Below are 25,055 nucleotides of genomic sequence, written 5' to 3'. Positions count from 1 at the left end.
AGCCGGGCACGGATTAGGGGAGGGGCGTCCGCTGTGACATGTACGGCGACAGGTCTCCCCCGAGGGGCGACCGGAGGCGGCGCGATCGTCGCGCTCACCGACGAAAGGGCCGGTGAGCGGCGTGGCCGGGGGAGCGGCCGGTCGAGAGGGCCGACGGGGGCCCGGGGCCCGGCGGATCAGCTCGCGACAAACGGAGGGGCGGGGTCGGGACGCGAGCACGTACCCTGGTGGACTGAGATGAGTGCGAAGACTTACGAGGTGCGCACCTACGGGTGCCAGATGAACGTCCACGACTCCGAGCGGCTGTCCGGCCTGCTGGAGGAAGCCGGCTACGTCCGGGCCCCGGAGGGCACCGCCGAGGGGGACGCCGACGTCGTCGTCTTCAACACCTGCGCGGTGCGGGAGAACGCCGACAACCGGCTCTACGGCAACCTCGGCCGGCTCGCGCCGGCCAAGGCCAAGCGCCCCGGCATGCAGATCGCGGTCGGCGGCTGTCTGGCCCAGAAGGACCGCGACACCATCGTGAAGAAGGCGCCCTGGGTGGACGTCGTCTTCGGCACGCACAACATCGGCAGCCTGCCGGTGCTGCTGGAGCGCGCCCGCGTCCAGGAGGAGGCGCAGGTCGAGATCGCCGAGTCCCTCGAGGCGTTCCCGTCCACGCTGCCGACCCGCCGTGAGTCGGCGTACGCCGCGTGGGTCTCCATTTCCGTCGGATGCAACAACACCTGCACGTTCTGCATCGTCCCCGCGCTGCGCGGGAAGGAGAAGGACCGCCGCCCCGGCGACATCCTGGCCGAGGTGGAGGCGCTGGTCGCCGAGGGCGTCGTCGAGATCACCCTGCTCGGCCAGAACGTCAACGCGTACGGCTCGGACATCGGCGACCGCGAGGCGTTCAGCAAGCTGCTGCGCGCCTGCGGGAAGATCGAGGGGCTGGAGCGGGTCCGCTTCACCTCCCCGCACCCGCGCGACTTCACCGACGACGTCATCGCCGCCATGGCCGAGACGCCGAACGTGATGCCGCAGCTGCACATGCCGCTGCAGTCCGGCTCGGACACCGTGCTGAAGGCGATGCGCCGCTCCTACCGGCAGGAGCGCTTCCTGGGGATCATCGAGAAGGTGCGCGCGGCCATGCCCGACGCCGCCATCTCCACCGACATCATCGTGGGCTTCCCCGGCGAGACCGACGAGGACTTCGAGCAGACGCTGCACGTGGTGCGCGAGGCGCGCTTCGCGCAGGCGTTCACCTTCCAGTACTCCAAGCGGCCGGGCACCCCCGCCGCCGAGATGGACGGGCAGATCCCCAAGGCCGTCGTCCAGGAGCGCTACGAGCGGCTGGTCGCCCTCCAGGAGGAGATCTCCTGGGAGGAGAACAAGAAGCAGGTCGGCCGCACCCTGGAGGTGCTGGTCGCCGAGGGCGAGGGCCGCAAGGACGACGCCACCCGGCGGCTCTCCGGCCGTGCCGCCGACAACCGGCTGGTGCACTTCACACGGCCCGAGGAGCCGGTGCGGCCCGGTGACGTCGTCACTGTCGACATCACCTACGCGGCCCCGCACCACCTCCTCGCCGAGGGGCCGGCGCTCGGCGTCCGCCGCACCCCGGCGGGCGACGCCTGGGAGCGCCGTAACGCGGCCGCGCAGGCCAAGCCCGCGGGCGTGATGCTGGGCCTGCCGACCATCGGCGCCCCGGCCCCCGCCCCCGCTCCGGCGGCGGGCTGCGGCTGCGACTGACGCCGCCCTCCCGCCGGCACCGCATCCCCGCGGCCGGGCGCCCCTGAGGGGTGCGCCCGGCCGCGGGCTGTTTACGCGGGTTGTTTGCACGGTTGCTTGCCTGGGTTGCTTGCGCGGGCGCGGGCTGTCCGAGCGGGCTCTCTGCGCGGGCGTCTCTGGCGTCTACGGCCCCGGCGGCGGCCACGCCCCGCACCGGCACCCTGCGGGCGGCGGGAGAACCCCGCGCGGCAGCGGCGGCCCGGGACACCATCGCCGCGCGAGGGCCCGGCCCCGCGAACGACGACCCACGCCCGTACGGCGGGCGCCGGCGGAGAGACGAGGCCACCAGGTGATCGACCCGACCAGCCTGTCTTCTTCGGGCCGTCTCCTCCGTGGCCGGGCAGACGCGGGCAGACGCGGGCCGACGACACACGCGCCCGGCGGACGTGAGCCGTGGCGGGCCGCGCGGCGCCCGTTCCCGCCGGCGCAGGTTGCCGCCGGGGCCGGTCTCGCCGCGGCAGGTTCCCGCCCGATGGGGACGCTTCGCCTTGCTAGGGTGCCGATCATGCTCGTAGCCGCCGCCGTCTGCCCCTGTCCGCCCCTTTTGGTACCGGAGGTCGCCGCCGGGGCCGCAGCCGAGCTGGACGCGCTCCGCGCGGCCTGCAAGGACGCCGTGGGCGTGCTCGCCGCCTCCCGGCCGGACCGGCTGGTGGTGATCGGCCCCGCGGGCGAGAGCGTTCGCGGACCGTACCCGCAGGGGGCACCCGGCTCCTTCCACGGCTACGGAGTCGAGATGACCGTTCGGCTGGGCGCGGGTGAGCCGGCGGCCGCGCCCGAGCTGCCTCCGTCGCTGGCGGTCGCCGCGTGGCTGCTGGAGCGCACGGAGTGGGCCGCGGCCCCGCTGGAGGGCCTCGGCGTCGCCGAGTCCCTGGACGCCGAGCGGTGCGCCCGGACCGGGCGCGAGCTGGCCGCGGCCGGCGACCGGGTCGCCATGCTGGTCATGGGTGATGGAAGCGCCTGCCGCACCCTCAAGGCGCCGGGCTATCTGGATGAACGCGCGGCCGGCTTCGACGCCGAGGCCGCGCGGGCGCTCGGCGCGGCCGACACCACCGCCCTCGCCGCGCTCGACTCGGCACTGGCGGCCGAGCTGCAGGCCGCGGGCCGGGCCCCCTGGCAGGTGCTCGCCGGCGCGGCCGAAGACGCCGGCCTCGACGGCCGACTCCTGTACGACGACGCGCCCTACGGCGTGGGGTACTTCGTCGCCGCCTGGTCCTGACGCCCCCACACCGCCCCTGGCGCGCGGGCCGCGCTCGCACGTTTCCTGCGCCGCAGCGCCCTGGCCGTCGCTGAGACGAGCCGTACGGACCGCACCTAGCGCGGGCGAGGACGTCCCGCGCGGGCGCGTGCGATCTGGTGCGGGCCGCAGCCTGGGCCGGAGGGGTCGGCGTACGCGCCGCTGGTCGTTCACGAGGCGCGCGGCGGGGGAGCGTGCCTCTGGGCCGTGCCGGCGGTGGCGCCGCGTGGCCCGCCATGGGGCGAGGCCGCCGGGCGAAGAGGCGCGGGGGCGCGCCGTGCGTGCGCGCTGCGGGGCCGGCGTGAGGAGGCTGTGCCGTCGCCGGGAGGGGACGGCCGGAGTGGCGCGGGGCGGGGTACGGAGCCGCGCCGTGTGGCGCGTTGGGGCGTGCGGCGGCGTACCGGCGTATCCGTCAAGGACGTCAACCGACGCGTACCGAAGCGCAAGGACGTCAACCGACCCGGGCAGGGGGACGGCCGCGGGGCGGGACCCGCGGCCGTCCGCCGGCGGGGGTCAGGTGCCGCTGGTGGGGGCGCCGGTGCCGGGACCGGCACCCGCGTCCTCACCCGTGCCCGTGTCCTTGTGGGAGAGGCGGCCAAGGGCTCCCTTGGCCTTGTCCGTGCCGGTCTCGATCTTGCCGCTGTACTTGCCCTTGGTCTTGGAGTCGACCGCCTTCGCGGCCTTGTCCAGACCGCGCTCGATCTGGGGCTCGTGCTGCTGCATGAAATCCCCGGCCTTGCCCTTCATGACACCGGCCTTGGCCTTGAGTGTGTTCAGCAGGCCCATGAGCCACCTTCCCTCGTCACAGAACTACTTCCGGGCGCCTTCGCCGGCCTCGCTGTCGGCCGCCTCCTCAGCGGACTGCTGCTTCGGAATCTCCACGCCGTCGGAGCCCGCCGCCTCAGCCTTCCGCTCGTCCTTCCGCTCGGCCTCGGACTCCTCGGCGGGCGCCTCCGGCTCCTTCGACTCCTGGGCCGACGGTGCCTCCTCGGTCTCCTTGGCGTCCTGGGCGGCCTCCGGGGTGCCCTCGTCAGCACCCTTGGTCGTCGGTTCCTCCGTCAGGGCGGCCGGGGTGGCCTCCTCACTTGACGCCTTGGACTTACGACCGCGAAGCCTTGCAAAAACGCCCATATCTACTCCATACCTTACTCGTGTGGGCGAAATTCCGTGCCGCCCGGAGCGTCCCATTGCGCCGCTCGCGGACCCGGTCCGTGAACCGGCCCTCGGAACCTCGCATCGGGCAACGACGCCGGTGGCGTCCCGTCACGTCGCCCGTTCGAGTCCACGCCCGGAGGTTTGCGAGACTGGTGCCCGTGAACAGCGCAGTTCCTCCTCCGCGAGTCATCGCCGTCGTCGGACCCACCGCGGCCGGCAAGTCCGACCTGGGCGTCGCCTTGGCCCATCACCTGGGTGGCGAGGTCATCAACGCCGACTCCATGCAGCTCTATCGCGGCATGGACATCGGCACCGCCAAGCTGACGGCGGAGGAGCAGCAGGGTGTGCCGCACCGGCTGCTCGACATCTGGGACGTCACCGTGACGGCGAGCGTCGCGGAGTACCAACGCCTGGCGCGCGCGGAGATCGACCGGCTGCTCGCCGAGGGCCGCACCCCGATCCTGGTCGGCGGCTCCGGCCTGTACGTGCGCGGCGCCATCGACGCCCTGGAGTTCCCCGGCACGGACCCCGCCGTGCGGGCGAGGCTGGAGGCGGAGCTGGAGGAGCACGGCCCCGGCGTGCTGCACGCCCGGCTGGCCGCGGCCGACCCGGAGGCGGGCCGCGCCATCCTGCCCAGCAACGGCCGTCGCGTGGTGCGCGCCCTGGAGGTCATCGAGATCACCGGTCGCCCCTTCACGGCCAATCTGCCGGGCCATGAGTCGGTCTACGAGACGGTCCAGATCGGCGTCGACGTCGAGCGGCCCGAGCTCGACGAGCGGATCGCGCGGCGCGTGGACCGCATGTGGGAGGCCGGCCTCGTGGACGAGGTGCGGCGACTGGAGGAGGCCGGGCTGCGCTCCGGCCGCACCGCCTCCCGCGCGCTGGGTTACCAACAGGTGCTCGCCGCGCTGGCCGGGGAGTGCACCGAGGACGAGGCGCGGGCCGAGACCGTGCGCGCCACCAAGCGCTTCGCGCGGCGCCAGGACTCCTGGTTCCGCCGCGACCCGCGGGTGCACTGGCTCAGCGGCGCGGCGGACCGCAGGGGGGAACTGACGGCGCACGCGCTGGCGTTGGTCGAACGGGCGGTCACAGCCTGATCACGTGATGGCATCGGGACGCCCCGTGTGTCAATACCGCCCCCGTGCCCGTGCCATCATCGAGCTTCGATCGTGCCGTGGTATCTGGAGTTTGGAGGGCGTGTGGCGATGGAGGCCGGCCCTCGGGACACCTCGCAGCAGCCGCCGCAGGGAGAATCGGAGCTGCTGACTCCGATGCCCGCGGCGCCCCCCGACGCTCATGGTGACGGCATCGGTGCCGAGCCGGGTCAGGTGGGGGCGGACCCCGACGGCCTCGGCATCGTGGATGTCCTGGCCGACGTGGACCCGCTCGCCGGCCCGGACGCGCCGGCCGACTCGGAGGCGTTGGCCGACTCGGAGACCCTGGCCGACGCCGTCGATCTGGACGTCCCGGAGGCGGAGGCCCTGGTGGTCTCCGAGTCCGTGGAGGCGGCGGACGGCCCGCCCGGCCCTGGCGAGTCCTTCCGGGACCTGCGTCCACCGCGCCGGTTCCGCATCTGGCAGATCGCGCCCATCGTCGGCCTGGCCATCCTCGGTTCGCTGATGTTCGCCTTCCCGCTGGCCTTCGAGGTCGGCGACGGCGGGGCCGTGGTGGCCATGCTCGGGCTGCTCCTCAGCTGCTGCGCGGCCGGCTGGGGGCTGACGGCCGCCCGGCGCGTCGGCTACACCTGGCCGGGACTGCCGCCGCGCGGCTCCGGGCGCCGCCCCGACTGGCGCTTCGTACTGCTGTACATGGCGATCGTCGCCCTGATGGCCGCGCTGGCTATCTGGCGCGTCGCCCGCCTGCGCTGAACGACGCTCTTCCCGCGCGTAGCGCCTGCCTGTATCGCCTGCGCTGAATGACGCTCTTCCCGCGCGTAGCCCTTGCCTATATCGCCTGCGCTGAACGACGCTCCTCCTCGCGCGTAGCCCCTGCCTGCATCGCCTGCGCCGGCCACTTGCCGGCCCGCGCGGTGCCGCCCGTCCCGCACCGGCCACGGCCGGCCCGCGCGGACCGCGCCTGAAGGCGCGCCCCCGCGGTGCGCGTTTCCGCCGCGGTGCGGTGCCTGGCCCACCGATGCGAAGGGTCTCCGGCGGTGCGCGCCCTCTGCGACGGTACGGATCGTCTCGGGCGCGCCCCGTGCGAGGAGCAGTGGCCGCCCCGCGCGAGGAGCGGCGGCCGCCTCGCGCGACAGTCGGTGCCCCGCGGGATGGGCGGCGCCCCGCGCGGTGCGCGGTTTCCGGCGCGGCCGGTCCCTGACGACCTGGGGCCGTCTCCCGCGGGGCGGGGCCTCGGCGCAGTGCCAGGATTCCGCGTAGGGCATGGAGAGGGCGTGGAGAGCGCGTGGCGTTCCCTCGCGGTCCCCGCCCCTCACACGCTGGAGTGGGTCCTGCACGGCGCCGCGCGCGGCTCCCGCCGGTCGCGCACCCGCCCAGCTCACGGCACCCGCCCAGCTCACGGCACTCGCCCGCCGCGCCCGAGCCCACCGCACGGTGCCCGTCCGCGCGCGGCGCCGGCGCCCGCTCCCGCCCTTCGGGTCCACGCCGGGCGCCCCGTAAGATTCGAAGGGTGAACACACGAACCCTCTCCTTCCTCAAGGGTCACGGCACCGAGAACGACTTCGTGATCGTGCCCGACGCGGACGGTGCGCTGGAGCTGTCCGCGGCCGAGGTCGCACGGCTGTGTGACCGCCGCGCGGGCATCGGCGGCGACGGCCTGCTGCGGGTCGTGCGCTCCGCCGCGCACCCCGAGGCGCGGGCGATGGCGGACGAGGCCGAGTGGTTCATGGACTACCGCAACGCCGACGGCTCCGTCGTCGAGATGTGCGGCAACGGCGTCCGGGTGTTCGCCCGCTATCTGCACCACGCGGGACTCGTGCCGCTGGGCGACGTCCCGATCGCCACCCGCTCGGGTGTGAAGCGGGCGCACATCGCCAAGGACGGCGACATCACCGTCTCCATGGGGCGCGCCCAACTGCCGGCGGAGCAGGCCACGGTGACGATCGGTGAGCGCGACTGGCCCGCCCGCAACGTGAACATGGGCAACCCGCACGCCGTCGCGTTCGTCGAGGACCTCGACCACGCGGGCGACCTGAAGTCGGCGCCCTCGTACGCGCCCGCCTCCGTCTACCCGGACGGCGTGAACATCGAGTTCGCCGTGGACCGGGGCCCCGGCCACCTCGCCATGCGCGTCCACGAGCGCGGCGCGGGCGAGACCCGTTCCTGCGGCACCGGTGCCTGCGCCGTGGCCGTCGCGGCCGCGCGTCGCGACGGCGTGGACCCGGCGGTCACCGGCGCCCCCGCCACGTACACCGTGGACGTCCTGGGCGGCAGGCTGGTGATCAGCGAGCTGCCGGACGGCACCGTGGAGATGACGGGGCCCGCGGTGATCGTGGCCGAGGGCACGATCGACTCCTCCTGGTGGGACACGGCCGTCGCCTGACACTTCGCTCGAATGGGTGATCCGTTTCACTCTCGGCGAGAGCCGGTCGGCCGTGCGTGGTGGGCTCGATAGCATCAAGCACCGGCCCCGGGGGTGAGCCCACGCCGGTCGACCCGCCGGAGGTGCCCATGAGCGCAGAGGCCACGGACCAGGCCGCCCTCGGCCGGAGGCGCGGCCTCCCCCGCCTCGACCTGCGGAATCTGCGCAGATTCGGCAGGAGCGCGCTGCTCGGCCCCGCCTCCCTGCTGAGCCCGGCCGGCCGGGACCGGCTGCCCGACGCGATCGAGCACATCGCCAAGGTGCATCGGGCCCATCACCCCGGCGCCGACCTCGACGTACTGCGCCAGGCGTATGTGCTGGCCGAGTCCTCGCACCGCGGTCAGATGCGCAAGAGCGGCGAGCCGTACATCACCCATCCGCTCGCCGTCACGCTGATCCTGGCCGAACTGGGCGCCGAGACGACGACGTTGACCGCGTCGCTGTTGCACGACACCGTCGAGGACACGGATGTGACGCTCGATCAGGTGGGACGGCAGTTCGGCGAGGAGGTGCGCTATCTCGTCGACGGCGTGACCAAGTTGGAGAAGGTCGACTACGGGGCGGCGGCCGAGCCCGAGACCTTCCGCAAGATGCTCGTCGCCACCGGCAACGACGTCCGCGTGATGTCGATCAAGCTCGCCGACCGGCTGCACAACATGCGCACCCTGGGCGTGATGCGGCCCGAGAAGCAGGTGCGCATCGCCAAGGTCACGCGCGACGTGCTCATCCCGCTCGCCGAGCGGCTCGGCGTGCAGGCGCTCAAGACCGAGCTCGAGGACCTGGTCTTCGCCATCCTGCACCCCGAGGAGTACGAGCGGACCCGCGATCTGCTGCTGGAGCACGCCGGTCGTCCCGACCCGCTCGCCCATGTCGCCGAGGGCGTGCGGACCGTGCTGCACGATGCGGGCATCGCCGCCGAAGTCCTGGTGCGGCCACGGCACTTCGTCTCGGTGCACCGGGTGCGGTGTAAACGGGGTGAGCTGACCGGTTTCGACCTCGCGCGGCTGCTGGTCCTGGTCGCGGAGGACGCGGACTGCTATGCCGTCCTGGGCGAGCTGCACACCTGCTTCACGCCCGTCATCTCGGAGTTCAAGGACTTCATCGCCGTTCCGAAGTTCAACCTCTACCAGTCGCTGCACACCGCCGTGGCCGACGGTGAAGGTCGGGTGGCCGAAGTGCTCATCCGCACCCACCAGATGCACCGGGTCGCCGAGGCCGGGGTGGTCGCCCTCGGCAATCCGTACGCCCCGTCAGAGCCCGCCCCGTCCGAGACCACCCCCGAGGCCGCCGGAGACGTCGCGGCGGCCGGAAGGCCCGGAGACGCCGGGGACTCCGGGGTCCTCGACAGCTCGGTCGCCCCCGAGGGGGAACGTGCCGACCCCACCCGCCCCGGCTGGCTCTCGCGACTGCTGGAGTGGCAGCGCGCCACCCCCGACCCGGACACCTTCTGGAGCTCGCTCCGCGACGACCTGGCCCAGGACCGGGAGATCACCGTCTTCCGCGCGGACGGCGGCACGCTGGGGCTGCCCGCCGGGGCGAGCTGCGTGGACGCCGCCTACGCGCGGCACGGCGAAGCCGCCCACGGCTGCATCGGTGCACGCGTCAACGGGCGGCTGGTCGGCCTGGGCACCGTGCTGCGCGACGGCGACACGCTCCAGCTCCTGATGGCCCCCGGCGCGGCGGCGCAGAGCCCGGTGGCGGAGGTTCCGGCGCCGGAGGACGGCCCGACGCCCGACGGCCCCCCGCCGGAGTGGCTGGACCACGCCCGGACCCCGGCCGCCCGCATCGCCATCACCCGCTGGCTGGCGGCCCATCCGCCGCGCCCGGAGGGGCCCGCGGCCGCCGCCCCGACCCAGGGCCGCCCGGCCGCCCCCTGGCGCCCCGGAGAGGGCCGCAGGGGCGTGGGCGTCGTCACCGACCCGCCCGGGGCCGCCGTGCGGCTGGCGGGCTGTTGCACGCCCGTGCCGCCGGACGCGGTCACCGGGTTTCCGGTGCGCGGCGGGGTGGTCACCGTGCACCGCCAGGAGTGTCCGGCGGTGGCCCGGATGGTGGCGAGCGGCCGCGCCCCGGTCGGGGTGCGCTGGCAGGACGACGGCGCACCGGGCGGAGCGGTCGCCGACTACCGGGTCACCCTGTACGCGGAGGCGTTCAGCCGGCCGCATCTGTTGGCGGACCTCACCGAGGCCATCGCCGCCGAAGGCGTGGCCGTCGTCTCCGCCGCCGTCGAGCCCCCGCGCGAGCAGCGGGTGCGGCACACCTACACCCTTCAGCTGTCCGACGCGGGGCGGCTGCCGGTGCTGATGCGCGCGATGCGGCGGGTGCCGGGCGTGTACGACGTCACCCGCACGGGCCGCGAGACGACGGCGGCCACCGGCGCCTGACCGCCCTCGTCTGCTGCCCCCGAACGGGTGCACTCCCCCCGCGTTTCCGCATGGCGCTCCGCCCGCCCTGGTAGCCGTAGCGCATGCCGCACACTTCCGCCCGCTCTGTACCGGGTACCCGTACCGCCCGTTCCGCCCGCCGGAGGGCCACCCGGCGCAGGGCCACGCTGGTGGCCGCCGCGCTGGCCGCACTCGCCGCGGCCGTGCCCTCGGTCGCCGCGGGCTCGCCCGTCGGCCCGCTGGACGGCCCCGGAGACGGCCCTTCGGCCCCCGTCGCCCCGATGGGCATCGGGGACCGGCTCTTCCCGCACCTCGGGAACCCCGGCTACGACGTCACCTCGTACGACGTGACCTTCGAGTACCACGGCAACGACAAGCCGCTGGACGCCGTGACCACCATCTCCGCCTACGCGACCGACACCCTGGAGAGCTTCAACCTCGACTTCACCAACGGCACCGTACGGTCCGTCGAGGTGAACGGTCGCGCCGCGCGGTTCGCCACCGCCGAAGAGGACCTGGTGATCGCGCCGCAGATCATGGTCCCCGAGCGCGGCTACTTCCAGGTGACCGTCCACCACACCAGCGACCCGCGCGGGCAGGGCAAGGGCGGCTGGATCAAGACCAGCGACGGGTTGGTCATGGCCAACCAGGCCAACGCCGCCCACCGCGTCTTCCCCTGCAACGACCATCCCTCGGACAAGGCCCGCTTCACCTTCCGGGTCACCGCGCCCAAGGACCTCACGGTGGTGGCCAACGGCCTCCCGCGCGGGCACACCCACGACGGGCCCGAGACGACCTGGGAGTACCGCAGCCGGCACCCGATGGCCACCGAGCTCGCGCAGGTCGCCATCGGCCGCTCCACCATCGTGCGCCGGCGCGGCCCCGGAGGGCTGCCGGTGCGGGACGTGGTGCCCACGGGGGAGCGCCAGCGGCTGGCGAAGTGGCTCGCCAAGACGCCGGGACAGCTGGAGTGGATGGAGGAGCGGGTCGGCCGGTACCCGTTCGAGACGTACGGCGTGCTGATCGCCGACGCGACGACCGGCTTCGAGCTGGAGACGCAGACGCTCTCCCTGTTCGAACAGGATCTGTTCCTCGGCAGCCGGCTCCCCGCCTGGTACGTGGAGTCGATCATGGTGCACGAGCTGGCGCACCAGTGGTTCGGCAACAGCGTCAGCCCGCGCGCCTGGTCCGACCTGTGGCTCAACGAGGGGCACGCCACCTGGTACGAGGCGCTCTACGGCGACCAGCACGGAGAGATGCCCCTGGACAAGCGGATGAAGTGGGCGTACGGGATGTCCGACGCCTGGCGCGCCCAGGGCGGGCCGCCGGCGGACCCCGAGCCCTCCAAGCCGGGCCAGCCCATCGGCATCTTCCGGCCCGCTGTCTACGACGGCAGCGCGCTGATCCTCTACGCGCTTCGCCAGGAGATGGGCAAGGAGCCCTTCGAGCGGCTCGAGCGGGAGTGGGTGAGCCGTAACCGGGACGGCGTGGCCTCCACCGAGGACTTCGTCGGCCTCGCCTCGGACATCGCCGGCCGCGATCTCACGGCGTTCCTGCACTCCTGGCTGTACGACAAGAAGACGCCGCCGATGCCCGGCCACGCGGACTGGAAGGCGACGGCCACGACCGCCGCCAAGCAGCCGCCGACCAAGCAGTCCCCGGCCCAGGCCGCGCACGCCGCGCATCCCCCGCACTCCGCCCAGCAGACCGCCAAGGCGCCGGGGAAGCAGGCGCGGCCCGCCGGGTGAGTCGCCGGGAGGGACCGGGACGGCGGGAGGAAGCCGGTGCCGGGGGCGAGACTCGGAGGAAAACCCGAGTGACCCACCGTGGCGGTCGTGCGACCATCAAGGGGTCGACGACGCGGCCGACGCCGGGGAATGCTCTGGCCGTGCCGATCGTTGTGGACAGTGACATCGACCAACGACGTAAGGATCGCATTGACCTTCTCTTCCCTTCCGCAGGACCGGCAGCGCCTCCGCCTCGCCGAGAGCCTTCGGGCCGACGCCCTGATGGAAGAGGACGTCGCCTGGAGTCATGAGCTCGACGGGGAGCGCGACGGCGATCAGCACGACCGCTCCGACCGTGCGGCGCTGCGGCGCGTCGCGGGTCTTTCCACCGAGCTCGAGGACATCACCGAGGTCGAGTACCGGCAGCTGCGCCTGGAGCGCGTGGTGCTGGTCGGCGTCTGGACCTCGGGCACCGTCCAGGACGCGGAGAACTCGCTGGCCGAGCTGGCCGCGCTCGCGGAGACCGCGGGCGCCCTCGTGCTCGACGGCGTCACCCAGCGTCGCGACAAGCCGGACCCGGCCACCTACATCGGCTCCGGCAAGGCCCAGGAGCTGCGGGACATCGTGCTGGAGTCCGGGGCCGACACCGTGGTCTGCGACGGTGAGCTCAGCCCCGGCCAGCTGATCCACCTCGAGGACGTCGTCAAGGTGAAGGTGGTCGACCGGACCGCCCTGATCCTCGACATCTTCGCCCAGCACGCCAAGTCCCGAGAGGGTAAGGCCCAGGTCTCGCTCGCGCAGATGCAGTACATGCTGCCGCGGCTGCGCGGTTGGGGTCAGTCCCTGTCCCGACAGATGGGTGGCGGTGGCTCCGGCTCCTCGGGCGGCGGCATGGCCACCCGTGGTCCCGGTGAGACCAAGATCGAGACCGACCGTCGGCGCATCCGCGAGAAGATGGCGAAGATGCGCCGGGAGATCGCGGATATGAAGACCGGCCGCGACATCAAGCGGCAGGAGCGCAAGCGCAACAAGGTGCCCTCGGTCGCCATCGCCGGCTACACCAACGCGGGCAAGTCCTCGCTGCTCAACCGGCTGACCGGCGCGGGCGTCCTGGTGGAGAACGCGCTGTTCGCCACCCTCGACCCGACCGTGCGCCGGGCCGAGACCCCCAGCGGGCGGCTGTACACGCTGGCGGACACCGTCGGATTCGTGCGCCATCTGCCGCACCACCTCGTCGAGGCGTTCCGCTCCACCATGGAGGAGGTCGGCGACGCCGATCTGATCCTCCATGTGGTGGACGGCTCGCACCCGACGCCGGAGGAGCAGCTGGCCGCCGTGCGCGAGGTGATCCGCGACGTGGGCGCCGTCGAGGTGCCCGAGATCGTGGTGATCAACAAGGCGGACGCGGCCGATCCGCTGGTGCTGCAGCGCCTCATGCGGGTCGAGAAGCGCTCCATCGCGGTCTCCGCCCGTACCGGCCAGGGCATCGAGGAGCTGCTCGCACTCCTCGACGCGGAGCTGCCGCGGCCCGAGGTCGCCATCGAGGCGCTGGTTCCGTACACGCACGGGGCCCTGATCTCGCGCGCCCACGCCGAGGGTGAGGTCCTCTCCGAGGAGCACACCTCCGAGGGCACGCTGCTCAAGGCACGGGTGCACGAGGAGCTGGCGGCCGAGCTCCAGCCGTACGTCCCGGCGTCCGCGTCGTCCGCATAGCCGGCGCGCGTCCGCGCGCCTCGCGTGCCCGGCGGCACGCGGTCATACGACGAGGGCCCGCCCCCGCGAACGGGGGCGGGCCCTCGCCCGTGTGGGCGGCGCGCTCGGCGCCGCCCACACCCGGCGGACCTACTGGCCCGCGAACTTCTTGCTCACCGCGTTGTAGACGCCCTTGGCCTCCGGACCCAGGTGCGGACCGGCCAGCCAGGTGGCGTTGGACGGGCCGATGGAGGTGTTGGAGACCAGCGCGGGCTTGCCGTCGGAGCCGGTGGCGACCCAGCCGCCGCCGGAGGAACCCGCGGTCATGGTGCAGCCGATGCGGTACATCGTCGGCTGCGCGGCCTGCAGCGAGAGGCGACCCGGCTTGTCCGCGCACTGGAACATCTTCTGGCCGTCGAACGGCGGCGCGGCCGGGTAGCCGGTGCCCGTGATGCTGTCGATCGACTTGACCGCCGGGGCGTTGAACTCGACGGGCAGCGCTCCGCCGACCGTCTCCTCCAGCGACTTGCCGCCCGCGCCCGCCTCCGGCTTCACGTGCAGCACCGCGAAGTCGTAGGGCGCGCCCTTGCCGCCGACCTGCGCGCCGCTGTCGATCCACTGCGAGGAGGTCTGGGCCCAGTCGGCCCACCAGACGCCCTTGGGCGCGAGCTCCTCGCGGGTCGCGTTCTCCAGCTGGGCCGCCGACTTGCCGGCGTCGTTGTACGAGGGGACGAAGGCGAGGTTCTTGTACCAGCCGCCGCCCTGACCCGCGTGGACACAGTGGCCGGCGGTCCACACCAGGTTGGACTTGCCGGGGTGCGCCGGGTCCTTCACCACGGTCGCCGAGCAGACCATGGAGCCCTCGGGGCCGTCGAAGAAGACCTTGCCCGCCTCCGGCACCTTGGTGCTGAACGGCGCGGACACCTGCTTGGCGGTCACCGGAGTCGGCTCCGGGTCGGTGACGCCCTGGTCGCCGTCGATGTCCTCCTCGTCGACCGGCTTGTCGGGCTGCTGAGCCTCCTTCATCCGGTCCGGCTTCCAGAGGTCTTCGATGATGGGGTTGATGAACTCCCCGGCCTCACGCAGCCAGTCGTCCTTGTCCCACTTGTTCCAGGCGCCGTTCTTCCACTCGTCGAGATCGATGCCCAGGTCCTTCAGCTTGTCCCCGATGTTGAGGTCATCGGGCAGGGCGATGTCCTGCGACCCCTGGCTGGGAGCGCTGGACTGACCGGCGTCCCCGCCGTCGTCCGGGCCGCACGCGGTGGCGGTCAGCGCCAGTGCGGCGGCCATGGCGGCCGCAGCCAGCGCGGAACGGCGTATGGATGGCATGGGTGGAACTCCCCCTGAGATGTTCTGAGACGTCCTGGGCTCGGAGTGCTTCGATCCGGAAGAACGATCCGGATCCCCTCGGGTGGGGCCGCGTCAGCTGTGGACCGGGCCCACACCAGGTCTGCACTCGATCTGAATTTGTCATGTCTCCGACTCGGCGGGGACGGCAGCCCCCACTATGCCGGTGCCGCCTACGACGGCGGTACCCGGGTCCCCGGTTCCCACGGAGAAGGATCTTCCTTTTGCCCGTGATCTGCCGCTGTGCGCGTCGTTGGTACGTACGGGGGACCGTCGACCGGCGTGCGCTCGCACGCAGTCCGCAGCAGGAGGGCCGACTCCCATGGCCGTGACCGAGCTCCCGCCGACGGCGCAGTGCGCGGCGGACGAACGCATCCAGAGCATTCTGCGACGCCAGTCGCTGCGCGAGTCGGCGGCCCGCACCTACGCCCGCTCGCTGCCCATCGTCCCGGTGCGGGCCCGGGGACTGACGATCGAGGGTGCCGACGGCCGTCGCTATCTGGACTGTCTCTCCGGCGCCGGCACGTTGGCCCTCGGCCACAACCACCCGGTGGTGCTGGAGGCCATCCGCTCCGTGCTCGACTCCGGTGCTCCCCTGCACGTCCTGGACCTCGCCACGCCGGTCAAGGACGCCTTCCTGGACGAGCTGTTCGCCACTCTCCCGCCCCAACTCGCCGAGCGGGGACGGGTGCAGTTCTGCGGCCCGGCCGGCACCGACGCCGTCGAGGCGGCGCTCACCCTGGTGCGGACCGCCACCGGGCGCGACGGGTTGCTGGCCTTCACCGGGGCCTACCACGGCATGACGACCGGAGCGCTGGCCGCGTCCGGCGGCGCCCGCGCGGTGAGCGTGACCCGACTGCCCTTCCCGTACGACTACCGCTGCCCGTTCGGGGTCGGCGGGGATCGCGGCGCGGAGCTCGCGGCCCGGTGGACCGAGAGCGTGCTCGACGACGACAAGGGCGGCGTGCCCGCCCCGGCCGGCATGATCCTCGAACCGGTGCAGGGCGAGGGCGGTGTCATCCCGGCCCCGGACGGCTGGCTGCGCCGGATGCGGGAGATCACCACGGCGCGCGGGATCCCCCTCATCGCCGACGAGGTGCAGACCGGCGTCGGCCGCACCGGCGCCTTCTGGGCCGTGGAACACAGCGGCGTCGTCCCCGATGTGATGGTGCTCTCCAAAGCCATCGGCGGCAGCCTTCCGCTGGCCGTCGTCGTCTACCGCGACGACCTCGACGTCTGGTCGCCGGGCGCCCACGCGGGCACCTTCCGCGGCAACCAGCTCGCCATGGCCGCCGGCGCCGCCACCCTCGCCTTCGTCCGCGAGAACGCGCTGGCCGAGCGGGCCGCCACGCTCGGCGCCCGCATCCTGGCCCGGCTGCGCGAACTGGCCCGCCGACACCCCTGCGTCGGCGACGTCCGCGGTCGGGGCCTCATGCTCGGCCTGGAGCTCGTCGACCCCGAGGGCGCCGCCGCACCGATCGAGCCCGCCCTCGCCCCCGGCTCCGCCGCCCCGGCCCACGCCCCCGGTCCCACCTCCGCGATCACGCCGACCTCCGCCCTCGCTCCCGCGCCCTCGCTCGCGGCCGCGGTCCGACAGGAGTGCCTGGGCCGGGGCCTCATCGTCGAGCTGGGCGGCCGGCACTCCAGCGTGGTCCGGCTGCTGCCGCCGCTGACCCTCACCGACGAGCAGGCCGAAGCGGTCCTCGACCGGCTGGCCGACGCCCTCGAGGCGGTCGAACGGTCCTACGCCGCCCGCGCCCACGCCCCGCTCGCCCCGCCGCTTCCGGGCCCCGCCCGGTGACCCCACCGACGGCCCCTCGCGGCCGCACGCCCAACGCCCTCCGCCGGATCCGTCAGGCGGCCGGGGCCTTGGCGGTGCCGGCCGGGTCCCTGGCGGTGCGTCGCCGCGTCCCCGGGTGCGGCCTGGCCCGTGGGATGCCCCCGCGCCCGTGCTCGGCCGTCGTGGCCCTGCGCGGGTGGGCGACCCGTGCCGTCTCTGGCCGCCGCCTCGCCGCACGCCCGGCTGCCGTCCGGCCCGCGCGTGTGGTCGCGCCCGCGGCCGGCGCGATGGGGCCGGCCGCCGGGGGACCGCGGCGGGCCGCCCCGGCTCCGCCGGGCCTCGTGCGTCGGCCCGCGGCCGGGTGCCCGACCGCCGCGGGGTGCCCGACCGCCGCCGGGGGCCCGCTCACCGTCGTACGGGCGCGCGCCGTCGTACGGCCGCCCGTTCACCCCCACACCGTGGAAGGAGGGAGGCGCCCGGTTCACGGCGTGAGTGTCGCGAGGTGTGCGCCACAGACGACATGCTGCACACCCCCGAGGCCGACTGCCCAGCCCCGACCCCGCCCGTTCCAGAGGTCTCGGAGCCCGTGGTGATTCCCCACGCCGCCCGGCCCGCTCCGACGGACGCGCATCGGGGTGCCGCGGAGCCCGCCGTTCCGGAGGCCCTGGGGCCCGTGGTGATTCCCCGCACCACGCGCCCTGCCCCGTCGACCGCGTGGCGGGCCGCGGCGGAACCCGAGACTCGGCCCGCCGCGGCGCCCCCGACCGGAGAGCCCAACACCCCCTTCCCGCCCGGCGCCTCCCACGCGCCGGGCCTCTCCGGTCCGTACGTCCCGGGCCCGGCCACACCGCCGGGGGCGGCGCCTGGGGCGACCTCGTCCAGGGAGGCCACGCCGACGGTGCCGCGGCAGAACCGCCGCGCGCTCGACGATCACCAGGCCGGCGGTGGCGCCCAGACCCCGAAGGGCGGCGTGCCCGGCCGCCACCCGGAGCCGCTCGGGCACCCCGATCCACGGGTCGCGGCGGACGCGGCCGCGGTGGAGAACCTCCTTCGCTGCTGGGTGCGCGAGACGGGGCTCGCCCGACCGGAGACGGACGTCCTGCGGATCCCCCTCGCCGCCGGCGGCGGTGCGGTGCGGGTTCTGGTGCGCTACTGGTCGCCGACCGGCGCGCACCTCTTCGGCCGGGCCGCTCTGGAGCACGCCCCCGAGAACGCCCCGCCCGTCGACGCCATCACCCTCGCCGCCCTGCTCGGCCGAGAGGCCGCGTACACCGCCGGGGTCGGCGCGGCCGGTGGGGACGACCTCGCCGCCGGGGCCGGCGCGGCCGGTGGGGGCAGCGGAGTCGCCGAGTCCGCCCCTCCGCCCCTCGGGGCGGGCGCGCCGTCGCCCGATGCGGCCGGACCGTCCGCTGAGCCGCTCGTACCGTCGACGCGCGCCGCGGCAGCGCCCACCGTGCCCGTCGAGGCGCCCCCTGGAGCCGAGCGGCACCCCGAAGCCGCGAAGTGTCACGACGTCGCGGGGGAGCCCGAAGCCGCGAAGTGCCGCGACGCCAGGGGGAACACCGAAGGCGCGATGAGCCGCGAGGTCACGGGAAACACCGAAGCCGCGAAGTGCCGCGAAGCCACGGGGAACACCGAAGGCGCGATGAGCCGCGAGGTCACGGGAGAGCGCGAAGCCGCGGGGGACCGTGGTGCCGTCGGGGCCGCCCCCGAGCACCCCGAGCCCCACGGCGGTCCCGCACCTGTTGGAGAGGCCGCTGAACTCGTCGGCAGGGTCGCGGACTCGATCCAGCGGACCGCCCTGTTTCTGAAGGAACGGCGGGCCGCGCCGGCCGACCCGCCCGAACTCGGCTCCTTCCTCAACTCCGAACAGGCGCTGATCCTGGGCCACCCGCTGCACCCCACCCCCAAGAGCCGGGAAGGGCTCTCCGAAGCGGAGGCGCGGCACTACTCACCCGAGCTGCGCGGCAGCTTCCCGCTGCACTGGATCGCCGTCGATCGCTCCCTGCTCGCCGCCGACTCGGCATGGACCCAGCGCGGGCGCACCGTACCGGCGGAGCGGCTCGCCGCCCGGCTGGCGGGTGCGATCCTCTCCGAAGGGCTGCCGAGCGGTGCGGTGCCGCTACCCCTGCATCCCTGGCAGGCGCGGGAGATCCGGCACCGCCCCGCGATCGCCGCGCTGTTCGCTGACGGACTGCTGCGTGACATCGGTCAGGGCGGCCCGTTCTGGCACCCCACCTCCTCGGTTCGTACCGTGTACCGGCCGGACGCCCCGGCCATGTTGAAGCTGTCACTGGGCGTGCGCATCACCAACTCCCGTCGTGAGAACCTCCGTAAGGAACTACGCCGGGGCGTCGAGGTCCACCGACTGCTGCGCAGCGGCGTCGCCGAGCAGTGGCGGGCGGCCTGCCCGGGACCGACCGGTGGTCCGGGGTCGTCCGGCGTGTCCGGCCCCTCCGGCTTCGACATCGTGCGCGACCCGGCCTGGCTCGGCGCCGACGGGGCGGACGGCGCCCCGCTCACCGGCCTCGACGTCGTCATCCGGCACAACCCGTTCGGACCCACCGACGACGCGGTGTGCGTCGCCGGGCTGACCGCGCCGCGGCCGTGGCCGGGCCAGCCGGCGCCGTACTCCCGGCTCGCCTCGATCGTCGCCCGGCTCGCCGCCCGCACCGGTCGACCCCTCGGCGCGGTCTCCGCGGAGTGGTTCCTGCGCTACCTCCACGCCGTCGTACGGCCCGTGCTGTGGCTGGACGGCGAGGCCGGGGTCGCCCTCGAAGCCCACCAGCAGAACACGCTGGTGTTGCTGGACCCCGAGGGGTGGCCGGCGGGCGGCCGCTACCGCGACAACCAGGGTTACTACTTCCGCGAGTCACACCGTGCCGAACTCGACCGGAGGCTCCCCGGCATCGGCCGGGACAGCGACACCTTCGTGTCCGACGAGGTCGCCGACGAGCGGTTCACCTACTACCTGGGGGTGAACAACGTGCTCGGCCTGGTGGGTGCGTTCGGCTCCCAGCGGCTGGCGGACGAACGCGTCCTGCTCGCCGCCTTCCGCCGCTTCCTCGGCGAGGCCGCCACCGGACCCGCCGCGCTCCGCTCCACGCTCCCGGCCCGCCTTCTGGAGACCCCCGTCCTGCGCTGCAAGGCGAACATGTTGACCAGACTGCGCGGCCTCGACGAGCTCGTCGGCCCCGTCGACACCCAGTCCGTCTACGTCACCATCGCCAACCCCCTTGTCAGCGGCACGGCATGACGTCCGCGCCGCGCATCGAACCGGTTCCCTCCGTACTCCCAGCCCCCGACAACCGCCCGGACCCTCGCGCCCGCGCGAACCCACGAGAGGAGACCGTCGCCGTGCAGCCGGCCGACTCCACCGCCCGTACGACCTCCAGCACCGACGACACCCTCGACCTGAGGTTGGCCGACGACCGGGCCGACCGGCTCGGCGAGGAGCGGCTCGCCGTACGGCCCGTCGACGACGCCCGGCCGGACCTCCTCGACCACCTCGCGGGGTGGGGGCCCACCGACACTCCGGTGGGCGCCTTCCAACTGGTGCCGGTCAAGGTCTCCCGCGACCTGCCGCTCATCGCCCGCTGGATGAACGATCCGGCCGTCGCCGCCTTCTGGGACCTCGCCGGGCCGGAGGAGACCACCGAGAAGCACCTGCGCGGCCAACTCGACGGCGATGGCCGCAGCGTGCCCTGCCTGGGTGTCCTGAAGGGCGTGCCGATGAGCTATTGGGAGGTCTACCGCGCCGACCTCGACCCGTTGGCGCGGCACTATCCGGCCCGGCCGCACGACACCGGGCTCCATCTCCTCATCGGCAGTGTGTCCGACCGCGGTCACGGCCTCGGCAGGACGCTGCTGCGCGCTGCGGCCGATCTCGCGCTCGACCACCGACCCGCGTGTGCGCGCGTCATCGCAGAACCCGACCTACGCAACACCCCCTCCATCGTCGCCTTTCTCAGCGCCGGCTTCCGTTTCTCGGCCGAGCTCGACCTCCCGGACAAGCGTGCGGCGCTGATGCTGCGCGACCGAGCCCTCCGGCATCTGATGTGAGGGCCGCTGTCATGATCCGCTCCGCGCTCGGTCCCGCGTCCCTCACTCTCTACACGCCTGACCCGCCGTGCTCGTTACACCCGCGCCCGCCGTTTCCGATACCGCACAGGGAGTCCTGTCCGTGCCGAAGCCGCCCGTCACCGATGCCAGCGACGACTCCGAGGGCATCGCCGACTTCGCCGAAGCCGAGCCCCTGCGACTCCCCTCGGAGCTGAACCGCGCCACCTGGCAGCGAGTCGCCCGACGGCTGCTCGCCAAGATGATCGCCGAGTTCGCCTACGAGGAGATCGTCCAGCCCGTTCCCCGCTCCGCGGCCGGCCCCGGCGCCGTGCCGGCCGCCGCCCCCGGCGCTTCCGCACGCCTGTCCGGCGCCGCGGCGTCCGGTGTCCAGGCGCCCGCTCCCACCCCCTCAGCCCCCGCCCTCGGCCCTTCCTCCGCCCCCGTCCTCGGCGGCTCCGCGGCCACCCTCGGCTCCTCCGCCCCCGTGCCCTCCGCCCCGGTCCCGTCCGCCCCGCCCTCGGTCCCCGCGCCCGCCCCGGCGGTCGGGCACTCCGCCGGCCACACCGCGGCGGTCCCCTACGTCCTCCGGCTCGACGACGCCGACCCGGCCGGGGGAGGAGCGGACGGAGGGGCCGAATCCGGGGGAGGGACGTTGTCCTTCCTGGCCCGGCGCGGCGCGTACGGCAGCTGGTGGGTCGACGAGGCGAGCGTGGCGTGGGACGTCCCGCCGGGCCCGAAGCCGACGGCCGACTCCGTCAACCCGATGGAGTTCCTGATCCGGGCCCGCGGTCTGCTCGGCCTCGACGGCGCCACCCTGGGGCACCTCGTCCGCGAGCTGGGCACCACGCTCAACGCCGACGCCCGCCTCGACCACACCGCGCTCGCCGCCTCCGAGCTCGCCGACCTCGACTACGCCGAGCTGGAAGGCCACCAGACCGGCCACCCCTGGATCGTCTTCAACAAGGGGCGGATGGGGTTCTCGGCCAGCGACACCCGGCACTGGGCCCCCGAGGCCCGATGCCCGCGTCCCCTGCCGTGGATCGCGGTCCGCCGCGGCCTCGCCACCTATCGCGGCGTCCCCGAGCTCGGCGACCCGAACCGGCTGTACGCACACGAGCTCGACCACGATGTCCGCGAGGCGTTCGCCGCCGCGCTGGACGCCCGTGGCCTGTGTCCGGTGGACTACCTCTACCTGCCGGTCCATCCGTGGCAGTGGGACGAGATCGTCGTGCCGCTCTTCGCGGCCGGCATCGCCGCCCAGGACATCGTTCCACTGCCGCCCGCCGACCGCGATCTGCGGCTGCCCCAGCAGTCCATCCGCACCTTCCTCAACGTGAGCCGGCCCGAGCGGCACAGTGTGAAGCTCCCGCTCTCCATCCTCAACACGCTCGTGTGGCGGGGGCTGCCGACCCGGCTGACCAAGGCGGCGCCCGCGGTCACGGGCTGGGTGCGCGGACTGTGCGAGAGCGACGCGTTCCTGCGCGACGACTGTCGGGTGATCCTGCTGGGCGAGGTCGCCTCCGTCGCGGTCGGTCACGAGGTCTACGACCGGCTGCCGGAGGCGCCGTACCAGTACAAGGAGCTCCTGGGGGCGATCTGGCGGGAGCCGGTGGCCCGGTATCTGGACCCGGGCGAGCGTGCCCGCACCCTGGCGGCGCTGCTACACACCGACTCCCGAGGGCGCGCCTTCGTGGCCGAGCTGGTCGAGCGCTCCGGGATGCCGCCCCGGGACTGGCTGCGGCTGCTCTTCAAGGCCCTGCTGCCACCGCTGCTGCACTTCCTCTACCGCTACGGCACCGTGTTCTCCCCGCACGGCGAGAACACCATCATCGTCTTCGACGGGAACGACGTCCCCGCGCGGATGGCCGTGAAGGACTTCGTCGACGACATCAACGTGAGCGCCGTCCCGGTCCCGGAGCACGACACCATGCCGGAGGAGGTACGGGACGTGCTGCTCACCGAGCCGCCCGGCTTCCTCACCCAGTTCATCCACTCCGGGCTCTTCGTCGGCGTCTTCCGCTACCTCGCCCCCCTCTGTGAGGGACAACTGGGCATCCCCGAAGCGGACTTCTGGGCCATGGTGCGGGACGAGATCACCCGCCACCACGAGCGGTTCCCCGAGCTCAAGGAGCGCTTCGAGACCTTCGACCTGCTCACCGAGCGCATCGAGCGGCTGTGTCTGAACCGCAACCGACTGCACCTGGACGGCTACCGAGACCGCCCGACCCGCCCGCACGCCGCGGTGCACGGCACCGTGCCCAACCCGCTCCACCAGGGCTGATCGCGGTTGTCAGTGGTGGGCCGTAGGGTGGACGCGCTATGACGAAGCCCTCCCTCCCCGAGCTCCTGCACGCCGCCGTCTCCGCCGTGGGCGGCTCGGAGCGCCCCGGTCAGGTCACCATGGCCGAAGCCGTCGCCGAGGCCGTCGACGACAACGCCCATCTGCTCGTCCAGGCCGGCACCGGCACCGGAAAGTCGCTCGGCTATCTGGTGCCCGCCCTGGCCCACGGAGAGCGGGTCGTGGTGGCCACCGCCACCCTCGCGCTCCAGCGGCAGCTCGTCGAGCGCGACCTGCCCCGGACGGTCGACGCGCTGCACCCGCTGCTGCGCCGCCGGCCGGACTTCGCCATGCTCAAGGGCCGCTCGAACTACCTGTGTCTGCACCGACTGCACGAGGGCGTGCCCCAGGACGACGAAGAGGGTCTCTTCGACCCGTTCGAGGCCGCTGCGCCCACCAGCAAGCTGGGCCAGGATCTGCTGCGGATGCGGGACTGGGCCGACGAGACGGAGACCGGCGACCGGGACGACCTGACCCCCGGCGTCTCCGACCGGGCCTGGTCGCAGGTGTCGGTCACCTCGCGCGAGTGCCTCGGCGCCTCCAAGTGCGCCTACGGGGCCGAGTGCTTCGCCGAGGCCGCGCGGGAGCGCGCCAAGCTCGCCGACGTCGTGGTCACCAACCACGCCCTGCTCGCCATCGACGCCATCGAGGGCGCCCCCGTGCTGCCCAGCCACGAGGTGCTGATCGTCGACGAGGCCCATGAGCTGGTCTCCCGGGTGACCGGGGTGGCCACCGGGGAGCTCACGCCGGGCCAGGTCAACCGTGCCGTGCGGCGCTCCGCCAAGCTCGTCAACGAGAAGGAGGCAGACGCCCTGCAGACGGCGGCTGAGACCTTCGAGCGGCTGATGGAGCTGGCCCTCCCGGGCCGCCTCGAGGAGATCCCGGAGGACCTCGCGTACGCCCTGATGTCGCTGCGGGACGCCGCCCGGAACGTGATCTCGGCGCTGGGCGCCACCCGCGACAAGTCGGTCCAGGACGAGGACGCGGTGCGTAAGCAGGCCCTCGCCTCGGTGGAGAACATCCAGGCGGTGGCCGAGCGCATCGTGCAGGGCTCCGAGTACGACGTGGTCTGGTACGAGCGCCACGACCGCTTCGGCGCCTCGCTGCGCGTCGCCCCGCTGTCGGTCTCCGGTCTGCTGCGCGAGAAGCTGTTCGAGGACCGCTCGGTGGTGCTCACCTCGGCCACCCTCAAGCTCGGCGGGGACTTCAACGGCGTCGCGGCCTCGCTCGGCCTGGGCCCCGAGGGCGCCGCGAGCACCAAGGGCGGGTCCGGCGGCGAGGGCTCCGACACCGAGAGTCCCGTGTGGAAGGGCCTCGACGTCGGCTCCCCCTTCGACTATCGCAAGCAGGGGATCCTCTACGTCGCCAAGCACCTGGCCCAGCCCGGCCGGGAGGGCAGCCGCGGGGACATGATCGATGAGCTGGCCGAGCTGATGGAGGCCGCGGGCGGCCGCACGCTGGGGCTCTTCTCCTCGATGCGCGCCGCCCAGGCGGCCGCGGAGGAACTGCGCGGGCGGCTGGACGTGCCGATCCTGCTCCAGGGCGAGGAGACCCTCGGCGAGCTCATCCGGGGCTTCGCGGCGGACGCGCGCACATGTCTCTTCGGCACCCTGTCGCTGTGGCAGGGCGTGGATGTGCCGGGCCCGAGCTGCCAGCTCGTGGTGATGGACCGGATCCCGTTCCCGCGCCCGGACGACCCGCTGATGAGCGCCCGGCAGAAGTCGGTCGAGGAGGGCGGGGGCAACGGCTTCATGGCCGTGGCTGCGACGCACGCCGCGCTGTTGATGGCCCAGGGAGCCGGGCGCCTGGTGCGGGCGACGGGAGATCGCGGCGTGGTGGCGGTGCTCGACCCCCGGCTGGAGCGCGCCCGCTACGGCGGCTTTCTGCGGTCTTCGATGCCCGACTTCTGGCACACGACGGACCGCAACCAGGTGCGCCGCTCCCTGGCCGCCATCGACGCCGCCGCCCGCGCGGAGGGCATGTAGACCGGACGGGCGTACGCGCCGGAGGAGACGGGGCGTACGAGCCGGAGGAG

Annotated in this window: 16 protein-coding genes; 13 read left to right on the top strand and 3 right to left on the bottom strand. The window is 73.8% G+C overall.

Translation table 11 applies throughout. The features are described 5' to 3' along the window. Positions 1-237: 237 nt before the first annotated feature. On the top strand, positions 238-1,728 hold the full coding sequence (gene miaB, locus LRS74_RS08365) for a tRNA (N6-isopentenyl adenosine(37)-C2)-methylthiotransferase MiaB (RefSeq protein ID WP_277740412.1): 1,491 nt from the start codon (positions 238-240) through the stop codon (positions 1,726-1,728). A gap of 544 nt (positions 1,729-2,272) precedes the next feature. Beyond that, the gene (locus LRS74_RS08360) at positions 2,273-2,983 is read left to right on the top strand and encodes a class III extradiol dioxygenase subunit B-like domain-containing protein (RefSeq protein ID WP_277740411.1); all 711 of its coding nucleotides are present in this window, start codon (positions 2,273-2,275) and stop codon (positions 2,981-2,983) included. 531 nt (positions 2,984-3,514) lie between these two features. On the opposite strand, the gene LRS74_RS08355 is transcribed toward LRS74_RS08360, so the two are convergent. Then, positions 3,515-3,787: an antitoxin gene (locus LRS74_RS08355; protein WP_277740410.1), complete on the bottom strand. Its 273-nt coding sequence runs from the start codon at positions 3,785-3,787 to the stop codon at positions 3,515-3,517. Between the two features lie 24 nt (positions 3,788-3,811). Next, the gene (locus tag LRS74_RS08350) at positions 3,812-4,132 is read right to left on the bottom strand and encodes a hypothetical protein (protein ID WP_277740409.1); all 321 of its coding nucleotides are present in this window, start codon (positions 4,130-4,132) and stop codon (positions 3,812-3,814) included. A 182-nt stretch (positions 4,133-4,314) separates the two neighbouring features. Between LRS74_RS08350 and miaA the strand changes: the two genes are divergently transcribed. The 6 genes from miaA to hflX all read left to right on the top strand — a co-directional run bounded on the left by miaA (position 4,315) and on the right by hflX (position 13,514). Then, positions 4,315-5,253, top strand: coding sequence for a tRNA (adenosine(37)-N6)-dimethylallyltransferase MiaA (gene miaA / locus LRS74_RS08345; protein WP_277740408.1), 939 nt, complete (start codon positions 4,315-4,317; stop codon positions 5,251-5,253). A 174-nt stretch (positions 5,254-5,427) separates the two neighbouring features. Continuing rightward, on the top strand, positions 5,428-6,024 hold the full coding sequence (locus tag LRS74_RS08340) for a hypothetical protein (protein ID WP_277744655.1): 597 nt from the start codon (positions 5,428-5,430) through the stop codon (positions 6,022-6,024). Positions 6,025-6,781: 757 nt separating this feature from the next. Further along, a complete protein-coding gene (dapF, locus tag LRS74_RS08335) occupies positions 6,782-7,654 on the top strand; it encodes a diaminopimelate epimerase (RefSeq protein ID WP_277740407.1) in 873 nt (290 codons plus the stop codon). 128 nt (positions 7,655-7,782) lie between these two features. Then, positions 7,783-10,074 (top strand): HD domain-containing protein, encoded by a 2,292-nt coding sequence (locus LRS74_RS08330; RefSeq protein WP_277740406.1) that lies wholly within the window; start codon positions 7,783-7,785, stop codon positions 10,072-10,074. An 83-nt stretch (positions 10,075-10,157) separates the two neighbouring features. Beyond that, positions 10,158-11,822: a M1 family metallopeptidase gene (locus LRS74_RS08325; RefSeq protein ID WP_277740405.1), complete on the top strand. Its 1,665-nt coding sequence runs from the start codon at positions 10,158-10,160 to the stop codon at positions 11,820-11,822. A 189-nt stretch (positions 11,823-12,011) separates the two neighbouring features. Further along, entirely contained in the window at positions 12,012-13,514 is a 1,503-nt protein-coding gene (gene hflX / locus LRS74_RS08320; RefSeq protein ID WP_277740404.1) for a GTPase HflX, read from the top strand. A gap of 129 nt (positions 13,515-13,643) precedes the next feature. On the opposite strand, the gene LRS74_RS08315 is transcribed toward hflX, so the two are convergent. Next, complete coding sequence (locus LRS74_RS08315) at positions 13,644-14,822, bottom strand: hypothetical protein (RefSeq protein ID WP_277740403.1); 1,179 nt, start codon at positions 14,820-14,822, stop codon at positions 13,644-13,646. 340 nt (positions 14,823-15,162) lie between these two features. Here LRS74_RS08315 and LRS74_RS08310 point away from each other — a divergent pair, with 340 nt between their 5' ends. From LRS74_RS08310 to LRS74_RS08290, 5 genes are all read left to right on the top strand, one after another. Further along, complete coding sequence (locus tag LRS74_RS08310) at positions 15,163-16,641, top strand: diaminobutyrate--2-oxoglutarate transaminase family protein (protein ID WP_277740402.1); 1,479 nt, start codon at positions 15,163-15,165, stop codon at positions 16,639-16,641. A 949-nt stretch (positions 16,642-17,590) separates the two neighbouring features. Continuing rightward, on the top strand, positions 17,591-19,876 hold the full coding sequence (locus tag LRS74_RS08305; protein ID WP_277744654.1) for an IucA/IucC family protein: 2,286 nt from the start codon (positions 17,591-17,593) through the stop codon (positions 19,874-19,876). Between the two features lie 101 nt (positions 19,877-19,977). Continuing rightward, positions 19,978-20,682, top strand: coding sequence for a GNAT family N-acetyltransferase (locus LRS74_RS08300; RefSeq protein WP_277740401.1), 705 nt, complete (start codon positions 19,978-19,980; stop codon positions 20,680-20,682). A 193-nt stretch (positions 20,683-20,875) separates the two neighbouring features. Continuing rightward, positions 20,876-22,963 (top strand): IucA/IucC family siderophore biosynthesis protein, encoded by a 2,088-nt coding sequence (locus tag LRS74_RS08295; protein ID WP_277744653.1) that lies wholly within the window; start codon positions 20,876-20,878, stop codon positions 22,961-22,963. A 38-nt stretch (positions 22,964-23,001) separates the two neighbouring features. Continuing rightward, the gene (locus LRS74_RS08290) at positions 23,002-25,005 is read left to right on the top strand and encodes an ATP-dependent DNA helicase (RefSeq protein WP_277740400.1); all 2,004 of its coding nucleotides are present in this window, start codon (positions 23,002-23,004) and stop codon (positions 25,003-25,005) included. Positions 25,006-25,055 lie beyond the last annotated feature (50 nt).

This window comes from Streptomyces sp. LX-29 (assembly GCF_029541745.1).
GTDB lineage: Bacteria > Actinomycetota > Actinomycetes > Streptomycetales > Streptomycetaceae > Streptomyces.
The sequence above is the reverse complement of the archived record's forward strand: the minus strand, read 5'-3'. Positions and strand labels throughout refer to the sequence as shown.

Bases quoted from the DNA above. Each gene is read 5' to 3' on its own strand.
- LRS74_RS08325 (WP_277740405.1), top strand. From the start codon at position 10,158: ATGCCGCACACTTCCGCCCGCTCTGTACCGGGTACCCGTACCGCCCGT.
- LRS74_RS08340 (WP_277744655.1), top strand. From the start codon at position 5,428: ATGCCCGCGGCGCCCCCCGACGCTCATGGTGACGGCATCGGTGCCGAG.
- LRS74_RS08355 (WP_277740410.1), bottom strand. From the start codon at position 3,787: ATGGGCCTGCTGAACACACTCAAGGCCAAGGCCGGTGTCATGAAGGGC.
- LRS74_RS08315 (WP_277740403.1), bottom strand. From the start codon at position 14,822: ATGCCATCCATACGCCGTTCCGCGCTGGCTGCGGCCGCCATGGCCGCC.
- LRS74_RS08350 (WP_277740409.1), bottom strand. From the start codon at position 4,132: ATGGGCGTTTTTGCAAGGCTTCGCGGTCGTAAGTCCAAGGCGTCAAGT.
- LRS74_RS08290 (WP_277740400.1), top strand. From the start codon at position 23,002: ATGACGAAGCCCTCCCTCCCCGAGCTCCTGCACGCCGCCGTCTCCGCC.
- LRS74_RS08360 (WP_277740411.1), top strand. From the start codon at position 2,273: ATGCTCGTAGCCGCCGCCGTCTGCCCCTGTCCGCCCCTTTTGGTACCG.
- LRS74_RS08310 (WP_277740402.1), top strand. From the start codon at position 15,163: ATGGCCGTGACCGAGCTCCCGCCGACGGCGCAGTGCGCGGCGGACGAA.
- miaB (WP_277740412.1), top strand. From the start codon at position 238: ATGAGTGCGAAGACTTACGAGGTGCGCACCTACGGGTGCCAGATGAAC.
- LRS74_RS08330 (WP_277740406.1), top strand. From the start codon at position 7,783: ATGAGCGCAGAGGCCACGGACCAGGCCGCCCTCGGCCGGAGGCGCGGC.